11 protein-coding genes are annotated in these 13,694 nt (G+C 40.7%); all 11 read right to left on the reverse strand.

The window, feature by feature from the left end; genetic code table 11:
• Positions 1–103: 103 nt before the first annotated feature.
• Positions 104–1,015 (reverse strand): UDP-N-acetylmuramate dehydrogenase, encoded by a 912-nt coding sequence (gene murB / locus JVX94_RS07125; protein ID WP_048239598.1) that lies wholly within the window; start codon positions 1,013–1,015, stop codon positions 104–106.
• A gap of 31 nt (positions 1,016–1,046) precedes the next feature.
• Complete coding sequence (gene murG / locus JVX94_RS07130; protein ID WP_095408418.1) at positions 1,047–2,141, reverse strand: undecaprenyldiphospho-muramoylpentapeptide beta-N-acetylglucosaminyltransferase; 1,095 nt, start codon at positions 2,139–2,141, stop codon at positions 1,047–1,049.
• A 198-nt stretch (positions 2,142–2,339) separates the two neighbouring features.
• A complete protein-coding gene (gene spoVE, locus JVX94_RS07135; protein ID WP_024424259.1) occupies positions 2,340–3,440 on the reverse strand; it encodes a stage V sporulation protein E in 1,101 nt (366 codons plus the stop codon).
• Positions 3,441–3,499: 59 nt separating this feature from the next.
• Complete coding sequence (gene murD, locus JVX94_RS07140) at positions 3,500–4,846, reverse strand: UDP-N-acetylmuramoyl-L-alanine--D-glutamate ligase (RefSeq protein ID WP_394336070.1); 1,347 nt, start codon at positions 4,844–4,846, stop codon at positions 3,500–3,502.
• A 9-nt stretch (positions 4,847–4,855) separates the two neighbouring features.
• Positions 4,856–5,830 (reverse strand): phospho-N-acetylmuramoyl-pentapeptide-transferase, encoded by a 975-nt coding sequence (gene mraY / locus JVX94_RS07145; protein WP_003211854.1) that lies wholly within the window; start codon positions 5,828–5,830, stop codon positions 4,856–4,858.
• A gap of 135 nt (positions 5,831–5,965) precedes the next feature.
• Positions 5,966–7,441, reverse strand: coding sequence for a UDP-N-acetylmuramoyl-L-alanyl-D-glutamate--2,6-diaminopimelate ligase (locus JVX94_RS07150; RefSeq protein ID WP_144470401.1), 1,476 nt, complete (start codon positions 7,439–7,441; stop codon positions 5,966–5,968).
• Positions 7,442–7,652: 211 nt separating this feature from the next.
• Positions 7,653–9,572 (reverse strand): stage V sporulation protein D, encoded by a 1,920-nt coding sequence (locus JVX94_RS07155; protein ID WP_111292313.1) that lies wholly within the window; start codon positions 9,570–9,572, stop codon positions 7,653–7,655.
• Positions 9,573–9,700: 128 nt separating this feature from the next.
• On the reverse strand, positions 9,701–11,851 hold the full coding sequence (locus JVX94_RS07160) for a penicillin-binding protein (RefSeq protein ID WP_240193832.1): 2,151 nt from the start codon (positions 11,849–11,851) through the stop codon (positions 9,701–9,703).
• A gap of 7 nt (positions 11,852–11,858) precedes the next feature.
• Positions 11,859–12,206 (reverse strand): cell division protein FtsL, encoded by a 348-nt coding sequence (ftsL, locus tag JVX94_RS07165; protein WP_095408414.1) that lies wholly within the window; start codon positions 12,204–12,206, stop codon positions 11,859–11,861.
• Positions 12,207–12,243: 37 nt separating this feature from the next.
• Positions 12,244–13,176 carry a 16S rRNA (cytosine(1402)-N(4))-methyltransferase RsmH gene (gene rsmH, locus JVX94_RS07170; RefSeq protein ID WP_024426925.1) on the reverse strand — a complete coding sequence of 311 codons (933 nt, stop codon included), beginning with the start codon at positions 13,174–13,176 and terminating at the stop codon, positions 12,244–12,246.
• A gap of 66 nt (positions 13,177–13,242) precedes the next feature.
• Positions 13,243–13,674, reverse strand: a complete 432-nt coding sequence (mraZ, locus tag JVX94_RS07175) for a division/cell wall cluster transcriptional repressor MraZ (RefSeq protein ID WP_003211163.1) — start codon at positions 13,672–13,674, stop codon at positions 13,243–13,245.
• Positions 13,675–13,694: the final 20 nt, after the last annotated feature.

The raw sequence follows: 13,694 nt of genomic DNA on the forward strand, positions 1-13,694 counted from the left end.
CAAAGCTGCTTGTCCACACCTTTGGATCATCATTTGATGAGAAAACAAACGGCATTCTTTCATGCCGTTTGTTTTCCCGTGATGCCATCATAAAAACTAGCTTTTAATTTGCTTCACCGATAATTTCTACTTCTGTATGCATATCTACATTGTAGTCTTCTTTAATTTTATTTTGGATGTACTGAATTAAGTCCAGCACGTCTTGAGCAGTAGCGCCACCAGCGTTCACAATAAAGTTGCCATGCATATCAGAGATTCTTGCTCCGCCAATTTGGTACCCTTTTAAATTCGCTTTTTCTACAAGCTGTCCTGCATATTCAGGCAGCGGATTTCGAAAAATACTTCCGGCACATGGTCGATTATAAGGCTGTGTTTCCTTACGATAGTCTTTATTTTGCTGCATTTTCTTTGTGATTTTCTCTCGATCATCCTGTTTGAGCTTAAACACGGCCTCGAGAACAATGCCTGGTCGTTCCTTTTGAAGGACAGACGTTCTGTAGCTAAAGTTCATCTGCTCATTTGTTAGCCACTCGATGCTTCCATCTTCAAATAAGATTCTTGCTTTCACAAGAATCTTACTGATATCAGATCCGTGTGCACCTGCGTTCATATAAACAGCGCCGCCAATAGACCCTGGAATACCAGCTGCAAATTCCAGTCCCGAAAGCCCCTGCTTACTTAGAGACGTTGCAAGCCTTACAACAGAATAGCCGCCGCCAACTGTAATTTCTTCATCATTTACAGTTAAGTGATCAAGTCCTGCGCCTAACTTCAGAACTACACCGCGTATTCCTTTATCAAGTACGAGTAAATTAGACCCTCTCCCAATAACAGTCCAGTCCGCTTGGTGTTTCTTTACTTGATCCATAATCGTTTTAACTGCATCGATATCTTTAGGAACGATCAATAGATCTGCCGGCCCGCCTATTTTCATTGTCGTATGGTTTGCAAGCGGCTCATTTTCAAGCACTTTACCGACTTGCGCTTCTAATAATTCATTCTTCAAGTTCTCCATATTACCCTCCGCCTTACCTAATATCATTCCATCATGTAGTCGTAATTTCTTTTAATACATTATATAAACGTCCAGCCGCATCTGGTACTCCGAGTTCTTTTGTTAAACGGCTCATCTCGTTTAATTTTTCTTCATTACCAGCAATTTCATCAATGGCATGAAGGAGGCTCTCTCCAGAAAGCTCTGATTCTCTTAAAACGATTGCAGCATCATGCTTTTCTAGTGATCTTGCATTGATTTCCTGGTGATTTGCCGTCACGTATGGACTTGGAATAAAAATAGTTGGAATTCCAAGGGCTGTCACTTCAGCAATCGTTGTGGCTCCCGCTCTTGCAACAATCACATCAATCGATTTCAAGTACTCCGGCATTTGATGCAAGAAAGGCTTTGTGAGCATATTAGGTGCTGCACCCTTTTCCTTTAGTTCGTTCAGCACTTTTTCATAATGAACCTCACCTGTGATATATAAAAGCTGATAGTTCTTAGCTTTTAATTCATCTTGCATGTCAATGACTGCTCTATTAATCGGAGCAGCACCCCGGCTCCCGCCAAAAATAAGAACCGTTTTTTTCTTTTCATCCAGCCCAAACTCTTTCAGAGATTTCCCCTCTTTTATAGAGACGACTTCAGAGGCTCTAGGGTTTCCCGTAAATACAACCTTTTCAGAAGGAAAATGTGCCTTTGCTTCTTCAAAGCAGATGGCTACCTTATCAACATATCTCGCCAAAAACTTATTTGTGATACCAGGCAGGCTGTTCTGTTCGTGAATAATGGTCGGGATTTTCAGCTTAGAAGCTGCATAAACGACAGGGCCGCACACATAACCACCTGTTCCAATGACCGCATCTGGCTTAAATTCCTTTAAGTAAGATTTGCTTTTTTGAACGCCTTTTAGAAATCTCATCACCGTTTTTACGTTATCAAAAGAAAGCTTTCTTTTAAAACCTGAAATTTCTATGGACTTGAAAGGGATATTTTCTCTTTCTACAATTTTCTTTTCCAGTCCATTTTCAGTACCAATATATAAAAATTCTACATCAGGATGCAGTCTTTTCACTTCTTTAATAAAAGCTAAGGCCGGATAAATATGTCCGCCTGTTCCGCCTCCACTGATTACTATACGCATTATACCATTTCCCCTCAATTTTTTTCTGCTCTGAACAAAGTATAAACCCTGTTTTAAACAACAGGGCTCCGTTAAAACCTGTAAAGAAGAGTCAAAAAACATGTTTTCAATACAAAACCTGTCATTTCTACTCTTCAAATCATTTTTTTGTACTTTTGCAAAATAAATGTCACCATGGTTTCATGAACTAGCAGCACATTAATATCTAGCGTACCTGCTTACATTCAAAAGTACGCCAATTGCCATCAGCATTAATGTCAGCGATGAGCCGCCATAACTTAGGAATGGGAGCGTGATACCTGTCACAGGGATAAGTCCAGTAACAACTGCGATATTAATCATCACTTGAATGGCAACCATTGAAATAATACCAACTGCTAGGAAACTTCCGTATAAGTCTGGGGCTCCAAGTGCTATTCGTATGCCTCTCCATAATAGAACACTAAAGAGCAGCAAAATGAGTGATCCTCCTATAAAGCCAAGCTCTTCAGACAATATCGCAAAGATGAAGTCCGTTTGAGGCTCAGGTAAATAAAAGAATTTTTGTCTGCTTTGACCGAGACCCATTCCGAACAGACCGCCTGGACCAACAGCGTATAAGGATTGAATAATTTGAAACCCACTGCCTAGTGGATCTTCCCAAGGATTTAAGTACGATGTAATTCGTTTTATACGGTAGGGGGCTGACAAGACAAGTGCAGCAAATCCGCTGAGCCCTAAAAGACCGAGAAATATAAAGTGAGCAATTCTCGCACCTGAAACAAATATCATAATAATACAGGTTCCCACCATTACAGTCCCTGTTCCTAAATCTGGCTGAAGCATTATGATGGCAAATGCAGAAAACACAATGCCTAATGCTGGTGCGAAACCTTTACGAAAGGATGTGATATTTTTTTGTTTTTCAGATAAGAATTTTGCAAGAAACGCAATCATCGCAAGCTTCATAAATTCAGAGGGCTGAATACTAAACGCACCGACACCGATCCAGCTTCTTGATCCATTTCTCTCCATACCGATACCAGGAATAAGTACAAGAAGCAAAAGGAGAAAACAAACAGCAATCAATATCTTTGACCAAGTCCGCCACGTCCAATAATCGACTCGCATAATGAAAAACATCGCGATAACTCCGATTCCGGCAAACAAAAGCTGTCTTTTAGCAAAATAAAACGAATCATCAAATTTATACGATGCCCACACAGCACTAGCGCTGTACACCATAATTAAACCAATCGTCAATAAAAGTAACGTAATGACAACAAGCAAAAAATCCGGAGAAGTTTTCTTATTCGTCAAGAGACCGACACCCCAAGCATAATTTCATTTGGGCTGTCAGTCATATGAGAGACAAGCCCTTATTTAAGCATATGCACGGCGTTTACAAACATGTCTCCACGTTCTTCAAATGTTTTATGCTGATCCCAGCTTGCACAAGCCGGAGATAATAAAATCACGTCTTCTTCTTCAGAAATGTTAAACGCCGCAGGTACTGCTTGTTCAACATTATCGACATGTTTTACGTGATGTATTCCCAGTTCTTCACCAAGCTTCACAAACTTAGGTGCCGTCTCACCAAATGTAATAATTCCTTTTACATTTTTCATAAAAGGTTTCAATTCATCAAATTCATTGCCGCGATCAAGTCCGCCGGCTAATAAAATAGTCGGCTGCTTAAAAGCTGACAATGCTTTACTTGTTGCCAGTATATTGGTGGCTTTACTATCGTTATAGAATTTTCTGCTTTGAATTGTTTCTACAAACTGCAGACGATGCTTCACTCCACTAAATGTCGTGAGAACGTGTGCGATTGCTTCATTTGAACAGCCTGCATTTTTCACCACACAAATAGCTGCCAAAATGTTTTCTTGGTTATGCTCACCAGGAAGAACAACACTCTTTAAATCGATAATGTGTTCATTCATGTAGTAGATCGCACCATTTTTAATATACGCACCATGTTCTACTTGCTCTTTCACGGAGAAAAACACTTTTTTTGCTTTTGAAGCTTCAGCCAGTTTTACGACCGATGGATCATCGAGGTTAATGACTGCTATGTCATCATCAAGTTGATGTGCGTAAACTTTCTGCTTTGCTTTTTCATATTCATCACGAGTATGGTGATAGTCTAAATGGGCATCAAAAATATTTAATATTAAGCTGATTTTAGGTCTAAAGTCAACGGTTCCCATTAACTGAAAAGAGGAGAGCTCTGTTACGATCCACTCATCGCCAGCTGCATTTGCAGCGACTTCGCTGGCAACTGTTCCAATATTACCTGCCACTAAAGTTTTTTGACTGTCTTGTTTCAGCATTTCATAAATCAAAGTCGTGGTAGTGGTTTTTCCATTTGATCCAGTAATCCCAATAAAAGGAGCTGAGGTTAAATGATAAGCTAATTCTATTTCCGTCCAAACTGGAATTTGGCGGCGAATCGCTTCTTGAACCATCACATTTTCATATGGAATTCCCGGGTTTTTAATTAAAATTGTAATTTCTTTATCATCGAATATACGAAGAGGATGGCTGCCACAAATGACATCAATCCCCTTTTCAGATAGAAGCTGAGCAGGTTCATTTTCTTCAAACGGCTTTTGGTCATTTACTGTAACATTTACTCCATGCTCATGAAGAATGGAAGCTGCCGCATATCCGCTTTTTGCAAGACCTAATACTAGTACATGTTCGTTTTTTAACATTTGCATCTTATTCAATTATAACCACACCTCGATGTAAATTCCTAAAACAGCAAGTAATAAACCAGCTGTCCAGAAGGTGACAACTACTCTCCACTCAGACCAGCCAACTAACTCATAGTGGTGGTGAAGCGGACTCATCTTAAAGATTCTTTTTCCAGTTGTTTTAAAGGAGATCACTTGAAGAATAACGGATAACGTTTCGACAACAAATACTCCTCCAATAATGACAAGCAAAATTTCAAGCTTTGTTAAAATGGCAATCGCTACAATCGCTCCGCCTAAAGCAAGCGAGCCTGTATCACCCATAAATACTTTTGCAGGATGCGCGTTAAACACAAGAAACCCAAGGACGGCTCCAGCAACAGCTACTGAAAAGATCGCTACATCGTACTGTGATTGATTCCAAGCCAGTATAGCAAAGGCTCCGAAGGCAATTGCAGCGGTTCCAGATAATAGACCATCCAGTCCATCCGTTAAGTTCACGGCATTAGAACCTCCAACAAGCATGAAAACGACAAGGATAAAGTAAGCCCATCCTAAATCAAAGCTGACATCTGTTCCTGGAATACGAATCGTCGTTGCAAACTGATAATAATGGAAAACTGCATAAAAAATCACCGCGATCACAATTTGACCGATTAATTTCTGCTTCGATGTTAAACCGAGGTTTCGTTTCATCGCTACTTTAATATAATCATCTAAAAATCCTAATAGACCGTAGCCAAGCGTGACAAATAACAATAAAAACATTTCTGGACTAATCTCAGAAAATTTGTTGATCATCACAATCGTCGTAATTGTGATAGAAAAGATAATCATAATTCCGCCCATTGTCGGAGTACCTGATTTCTTTTGGTGAGACTGTGGTCCTTCTTCTCTAATACTTTGACCAAATTTAAGTCTTCTTAAAAACGGAATAAAAATCGGGGATAAAAGAACACTGATTAAAAATCCCATTATGATTGTAAACAATATCACCTGTTCAAGCATCGTTCTTTACTCCTTCCGAATTTCCAAAGCCGTTTTTCATCTGAAAATTGCATTCATTATTAAGGTATTCATTCGCGTTCTTCGTATGTTGTTTTTGTACAAAATGCTTCATTTCATTACACTCTTTTCATCATTTTAAGATTTGTTTAGATCTAAAATAGCGTCCATAGCAACCTTTGCATCATCAAAATCGTAAACTTGATCGCCAACGATTTGATATGTCTCATGACCTTTACCCGCTATTAAGACTGTATCACCTTTTTTCGCATTGGCAATTGCAAAAAAGATGGCTTGTTTACGATTCACAAAGCTATGATAATATGCGTCTGGCACCCCATTTTCCATGTCCTTTAAAATAGCTGAAGGATCTTCGCTTCTTGGGTTGTCTGATGTAAATACAGGCTCATCTGCATACTTCACAGCGATTTGGGCCATTTGAGGACGCTTTGTTTTATCACGGTCGCCGCCGCAGCCTATCACACAGAAAATTTTGCCCTCTGTTAATTCTCTACACGTTGTAAGGACATTTTCTAAGCTGTCAGGTGTATGGGCGTAATCGACGATGACAGGGAAATCTTGATCACAGTTCACAAGTTCAAATCGGCCTTTGACTCCCTCCAGCTCTTCAATAGCACTCACAATTGTATCAAATGTTAAGCCAGATACGATCCCTACTGATACAGCTGCCAGGATGTTGTACACATTAAACTTTCCGATGAGGGCAACTGTCACATTTTTTGTGCCAATTGGAGTGATCAAATCAAATTGAGTTCCCTTCGGCTTGATTTGAATATTCTTTGCCATGACATCTGCTTCTTGCTCTAAGCCATATGTCATGACTTCAGCAGCTGTAACTTTTTCATAATAACTCGAAGCGTCATCATCTGCATTTAAAATCGCATGCTTCGGCTTATCGTGATGAAAGGCACTGCCAAGCTGCGAGAATAGTAAGCTTTTCGCATGTTTATATTCTTCCATTGTGTTGTGGTAGTCAAGATGGTCCTGCGAAAGGTTTGTGAATACAGCAATATCATAATCACATCCATGAACCCTGCCAAGATGCAGTGCATGTGATGATACTTCCATAATGGCTGTATCTACATCTTGATCAAGCATCTGTTTAAAGGTTTTCTGAAGCGTGACACTTTCAGGTGTCGTGTTTTTCACATCGAGAATGTCATCATTCACCTTCATATACATCGTACCGATTAAGCCTGTTTTCTTTTCGGCTTTTCTCATCATTTGTTCAATCATGTGTGTTGTGGAAGTTTTTCCGTTTGTGCCTGTGATCCCGATGAGATTCAGCTTATGAGTTGGCTGCTCGTAAAACGCATCAGCTATTCTTGCAAGAGCTCTTTGAGAGTGTTTCACAATAATGACTGGTACAACTGTTATGTTAAGAGGGTGTTCTGCTACAATCGCTGCAGCCCCGCTTTTCACCGCTTTTTCAGCATAATCGTGTCCATCTACTGTATAGCCTTTTATACAGACAAAAAGGCTTCCTTTTTTCACCTCTCTTGAATCCATTTCAATGGAAGTGATATCAGGATTTTCGTTTATTAATTCGTTGTTTTCACTTTTAAAGTATGTAAGGAGTTCTTGTAATTTCATTTCATATCAAACCTCTCAAATTCGTTCACGTGCATGTCTTGTGAAAAAAACACACAGTCTATATTTTATCGTAAAAAAAAGGATACATCCAGCGTATTCCTTAAGTTTCTCTTGGAAAAAACACACTTTAGGCTCTTTTTTTCAAACAGACCTTCTCTTTCAACAAAAAGAGGCAGCCGAATGAGTGCGGCTACCCTCTGTTCATTCTTTATTATTCATCGTTTAAGTATAATCTGATGGTGGAGCCTTCTTTGACTTTTGTCCCGGCAGCAGGCGATTGCTTCACCACTTTACTGCCAGTTCCAGAAGCATCGATCTTCAGGTTAATCAGTAAGGATTCAAGGTCTGAAACAGATCCCCCTACAAGATTCGGTACTTCAATGGTTTTTGTGTCCAGCCACTGGTACTTCTTTTCAATTTGTCCTTTTCTTTTTTTCACACCCATCTCAGGCAGGCTGTCCCGCATAATATGACCAACAATTGGTGCTGCAACTGTCCCACCAAATTGAATGGTGCCTTTCGGGTTATCTACTGCCACATATACAACGATACTTGGATCATCAGCAGGCGCAAATCCGATAAACGACACAATGTGATTATTTTCCATGTACTTGCCGTCCTTTACCTTCTGTGCTGTCCCTGTTTTCCCGCCAACTCGATAACCTTCAACAAATGCATTTCGGCCAGTCCCTTGAGCGACTACACTTTCAAGCGCATATCTGATTTCTTTTGATGTTTCTGCTGAAATCACTTTCTTTTTGGCAATCGGCGATTGCTTTTTCACAACCTCTTTTGTGATTGGATCTATCCATTCTTTTGCAATGTATGGCGTGTAAAGTGTTCCGCCATTTACCGCAGCTGCGACGGCAGCCACTTGCTGTATCGGCGTAACAGATACACCTTGACCAAAGGCAGTTGTCGCCTGCTCTACAGGACCAACCCGGTCCAGCGGGAACAAAATGCCTCGCCCTTCCCCTTGAAGATCGATTCCTGTTTTTTGGCCAAACCCGAAATTTTTAATATAGGAAAATAATTTATCCTTTCCAAGACGATCGCCTAGCTCAACAAAGCCGGGGTTACAGGAGTTTTGAACCACTTCTAAAAATGACTGTGATCCGTGTCCGCCTTTTTTCCAGCACCTAAGTCTTGCACCATCAACTGTCACAGATCCGCTGTCAAAAAAATGATCGCGTTTTAAATTGACTTTTTTCTCTTCTAGTGCTGCTGCAAGTGTAATAATTTTAAATGTCGAACCTGGCTCATATGTGCTCCACACCGGTAGATTTCGGTTAAACACTTTCGAGTCAACTGATTGATAATCCGCTGGATCAAAATCCGGTCTGCTCGACATCCCAAGTACTTCACCGTTCTTCGGATTCATCGCAATCGCAATCATGCCATCTGGGTTATATTTTGCCTGCGCATTGTCTAATTCACGTTCTATAATGGTTTGTACTTTCGCATCGACAGTTAATTTCATATCAAGACCATCTTTAGGCGGTGTATAATCATCTGCTTCATCTGGCATTTTTTGCCCTTTTGCATCGGAATAGAACTTGACAGAGCCTTTTTCACCTTTTAGGTCATCGTCATAATAGGCTTCCAGTCCAAGTAACCCTTGATTATCAATTCCGGCGAAGCCAAGCACATGAGAAAGAAAACTGCCAAACGGATAGTGTCTGATGCTGTCTTCCGCAACATAAACGCCATCTAAATCAAGCTCTCTGACTTCTTTTGCTTTTTCATGAGATACTTTTCTCCCTTCTGGAGAAATTCGTTCGATTGATGTTTTCTTTGTGACGTGCTTGTACGCTTTCTCCTCAGACATATTCAGGACTGCCGCCAATTTCTTACTTGTTTCTGCGGGATCTTTAATTTGCCGGGGGACGACCAATATAGATGGGGCACTTTTATTTGTTGCAAGCTCTACCCCATTTCGGTCCAAAATATCTCCCCTTTCTGGTTCGAACGGGAGGTTCCGGCTCCATGAATCTTTTGCTAAGCTTGTCAGCTTCTCGCCCATAATAAACTGTACATATCCTAATCTAATATCTATGATGAAAAAAATGATCACCCCAAACAGCAGCACGAAAAGCAATCGTTTTCTCACTGTTACACTTGATACTCGCACGCCCGGTTCACTCCTTACATACATATGGCTTGTTTCCATCATATGCAGGCCCGTCCTTATGTAGAACGTCTCGTCTATCCCGCTTGGCAAAAGAAAAAACCTAGCAAGTCGTTTGCTAGGTTTTGCAGTTAACTCGGGCTTTTAAATGTCACAGTGATGACTTTATCTGAAATCTCTGCTCCACTTTTCACACTTTGTTTGACAGCATATCCTTGTCCCTTTGTTTCTATATGCACATCGGAAATGGAGGCATATTGAAGGACTTCCCTTCTCGACCAGCCTGTCATATCAGGCATCTTCATGGTTTTTCCTGCTGTTTTCAAGAAGACTTTCTGGCTTTCAGAGAATTCAGAGCCTGCACTTGGCCACTGTCGTTTAATGGAGAGGCCGTCGCCGATAACAATAGGCGTTAAGTTTTTATTTTTGGCTTCTGTTTCCGCCTGCTTCACTTCTAAATCTAGGAATGAAGGCATTGTTTCTTGTTTCACTTTTTGTCCGCCTGATTTTTTATCGTCTGTTTTTGTTGGTGCAATATTTAAATATAGCAAACTATTTTTCATCACTGGGTTAAAGATTTGTGCAACTGGGGCAGAGCCTGTTTCTGTGTCAGACAGCTGCGGCTGCTGTACAGCGACATAAACGAGCAGCTTCGGATCATCTTTTGGCGCCATTCCCATAAATGAAAAGACGTAATCGTTTCTTCCCTGGAGGTAACCGCCGGCACCGCCAATTTGTCCTGTACCTGTTTTTCCAGCAACGTCAAAGCCTTTGATTTGGTAAGGCTGACCTGTTCCAATTTTCGAAGAAACAACCTCACCTAAAATATCACGGACTTGCTTTGCTGTATCAGAGGAAATTGGTTTTCCAGCTACTGTTGGTTCGTGCTGTAAAATCGTTTTGTTTGTGTTCGGGTCTGTAATATGATCAATGACATATGGCTTCATCATCGTTCCACCGTTCGCTACCGCTGTCGCTGCTTGGATTTGTTGAATCGGTGTAATAGCAGACGCTTGACCATAAGCCGTCGATGCTTTGTCATATTCGTATCTGTAATTGATTTTACTAGACGCTTCGTTCGGCAAGTCAATGCCTGTTTTGTCGTAGAAATGGAATTTTTGTAAATATTGTTCGTATCGCGTGAAGCCTAGTTTTTCTTTTGCCAGCTTTGCAAAAGCTACGTTTGACGAACGGAGAACCCCTTGATGAAAGTCAATTTTCCCCCAGCCATTTCCGTTGTTGTGATCTCTTACAAGGCCGCCGCCTACTTTATAAGTACCGGATTGATATTTATCATTGCCTTGGTAGACCCCTTCTTGAATTGCCGCAGCAAGTGTAAAGATTTTCATCGTTGAACCTGGCTCAAACGCATATGAAATGACATCATTGTTATAATTCGTAATGTCTAATTCATTTAAATTAAAGCTTGGCCGCTGTCCCATTGCGAGCACCTTTCCCGTTTTTGGGTCAACGACTGTGGCAATGATTTTCTTCGGTTTATATTTTTTGGCAACCTGCGTCATACTTTCTTCAAGGAACGCTTGAATTTTTTGATCGATAGTCAGCGTGACGTTTTTTCCATTCTTCGGAGCGACAATGTCTTCTTTACTATTTGGAAGTGCCCATCCGCTTCTGTCACTGTTATATGTCACATAGCCGTCTTTTTCTTTTAAATATTTGTTCAGTGCCTTCTCAAGTCCCATCGCGCCTGACATGTCCTTCGTCGCCTCATCTAATCTTGCATAACCGATTAGATTCGAAGCAAACATGCCGTTTGGATAATATCGCTTCGTGTCTTTTTCAAATGCGATCCCTGGAAGCTTTAGCTTTTCAATTTTTTCTTTTGTTGAAAAACTGATATCTTTCCCAGCTTTACCAAACTCAACTTGGAACGCATCTTTTGTATTCAGACGCTTTAAAATTTCGCTTTCGCTCATATCAATTACTTTTGACAGCTCTTTGGCTGTTTTTTCTTTGTCGACGACATGCATTGGGTGCTTTGGATCGACCGTCATTTTCTTGCTCATGACTGCAATGAGCTTATAGACAGAAGTATCCTCTGCAATCACATTCCCATTTCGGTCTAAAATAGACCCTCTTTTAGCTTCAAGTGTTTTCTTTGATTGATATTGTTCATTCGCCTTTGCGGCTAACACTTGGCCATCGACCGTTCCTGTAATCTGAATATAGATAAAACGTGCAAGGATGATAAAGAAAAACAGGGCGAAGCAAATACTCGCAATTGCCGCGCCTCTGTTCATCATTTTATTCTTTTTAGGCATCGCCATCTTAATCGACCTTCTTCACATCTTTCGAAATGATGAAACCTGCTTTTTTCGCAGTATCAATGACTCTCTCGGGTTCACTCAGCAAGTCTTTTTCTTTTTGAAGCTCAGTGATCTTCTTCGATTCTAAAGATACTTGCTGTTCTAATTTCTGCACCTCGATATTGGCGTGATAGACAGCAAAGGCTTTAGAAATGATGAGAATGGAGCTGCACATGAGAGCCATGACAAACATGACAAGTAAGATTTTTTCACCAAGTGTGATAGAACCTCGTCTTTTGATAACCACCGATTGGCCTTGCTGCTCTGTTTGATATTGCTTTACTTCTCTTTGGTAAGCCAAATTACTCATAAGAAACCTCCTTTTTATCATCATCTATGGTGTCGTTTTACTTTTTTTCTGCAATTCGGAGCTTCGCTGAACGGGCACGGTTGTTATGTTCCAGCTCTTGTTCTGATGCAACGATTGGTTTTCTCGTGATCAGCTTCAGTTTTGGTTCAAGTCCTTCTGGAATCACTGGTAGTCCGTGCGGAAGTTCTGGAAGAGAAGACATTTCTTTAAATGTACTTTTACAAATCCGGTCTTCAAGTGAATGGAATGTAATGACAGAAATTCTCCCCTTCGGATTGAGTAACTCTATTGCTTGTTCTAGTGCTTCTTCAAAAACTTTTAATTCATCATTTACAGCAATTCGGATCGCTTGAAACACTCTTTTTGCTGGATGTCCGCCTGTTCGTCTTGCAGGTGCGGGAATTCCTTCTTTGATAATGTCGACAAGCTCACCTGTTGTTTCAATTGGCGCTTTTTTTCTAGCTTCTTCAATTTTGCGTGCGATTTGCTTGCTGAATTTTTCTTCCCCATATTTGTAGAAAATCCGAACTAGATCTTCAAATGGCCATTCATTCACCACTTGTTTTGCCGACAATGCGGCTGTTTGATCCATTCGCATGTCAAGAGGTGCATCATGATGATAACTAAAGCCTCTCTCTGGTGTGTCGAGCTGAGGCGATGAAACCCCAAGGTCAAAAATCACACCGTCTACGCTTGTAATACCTTGTTCATTCAGACGTTCTTTTAAATATCGGAAGTTGCTTTTTATGAAAAGAATGTTCGCTTTAGAATCCGCGAGCTTCTCTCGTGCATGATCCAGTGCAGCATCGTCTTGGTCAAATCCAATTAATGTACCTTTTTCTGATAGTTGAGATAGTAAATATGAGCTGTGTCCTGCTCCGCCTAGCGTGCAGTCTACATATGTACCGTCTTCTTTGACGTTTAAACCGTCAACTGTTTCTTTTAATAATACTGTCTCATGTTGGAACATGATGTTATGGTCCCACCTTTTTCAAATAGAAATGAATGTGTAGAAAGCTTGCTGCACAAGGGATTATTATATATCAAATCCAATCATGTTTTCAGCAATTTCAGCAAAAGAATCTTCTTGCTCTTCTGTATATTGTTCCCAGATCGACTTACTCCACAACTCAATTCGATTTGAAACGCCGATGACCACACATTCTTTTTCGAGTTTTGCATATTGGAGTAGGTTTGATGCGATGTTAATGCGCCCCTGCTTGTCCAGATCGCATTCAACTGCGCCGGAGAAGAAGAACCGGGTAAACGCACGTGCATCTTTTTTCGTTAGCGGCAGTGCTTTGAGTTTCTCTTCGATTAGTTTCCACTCACTCATAGGGTAGCCAAATAAACATTGATCAAGCCCTCTCGTCAGCACAAACTGTTCTCCGAGACCGTCTCTAAATTTAGCAGGGATGATCATGCGCCCTTTTGTATCAATCGTATGTTGGTATTCACCCATGAACATGATAATCAGAGCCCCACTTT

The sequence above is a fragment of the Bacillus sp. PDNC022 genome (assembly GCF_016919285.1).
Classification (GTDB): domain Bacteria; phylum Bacillota; class Bacilli; order Bacillales; family Bacillaceae; genus Bacillus; species Bacillus safensis.

What these genes read in the sequence shown, in the direction of transcription:
- murB (WP_048239598.1), bottom strand. Translation starts at nt 1,015, where the DNA reads ATGGAGAACTTGAAGAATGAATTATTAGAAGCGCAAGTCGGTAAAGTG.
- murG (WP_095408418.1), bottom strand. Translation starts at nt 2,141, where the DNA reads ATGCGTATAGTAATCAGTGGAGGCGGAACAGGCGGACATATTTATCCG.
- murD (WP_394336070.1), bottom strand. Translation starts at nt 4,846, where the DNA reads ATGCAAATGTTAAAAAACGAACATGTACTAGTATTAGGTCTTGCAAAA.
- mraY (WP_003211854.1), bottom strand. Translation starts at nt 5,830, where the DNA reads ATGCTTGAACAGGTGATATTGTTTACAATCATAATGGGATTTTTAATC.
- JVX94_RS07150 (WP_144470401.1), bottom strand. Translation starts at nt 7,441, where the DNA reads ATGAAATTACAAGAACTCCTTACATACTTTAAAAGTGAAAACAACGAA.
- JVX94_RS07160 (WP_240193832.1), bottom strand. Translation starts at nt 11,851, where the DNA reads ATGCCTAAAAAGAATAAAATGATGAACAGAGGCGCGGCAATTGCGAGT.
- ftsL (WP_095408414.1), bottom strand. Translation starts at nt 12,206, where the DNA reads ATGAGTAATTTGGCTTACCAAAGAGAAGTAAAGCAATATCAAACAGAG.
- rsmH (WP_024426925.1), bottom strand. Translation starts at nt 13,176, where the DNA reads ATGTTCCAACATGAGACAGTATTATTAAAAGAAACAGTTGACGGTTTA.
- mraZ (WP_003211163.1), bottom strand. Translation starts at nt 13,674, where the DNA reads ATGTTCATGGGTGAATACCAACATACGATTGATACAAAAGGGCGCATG.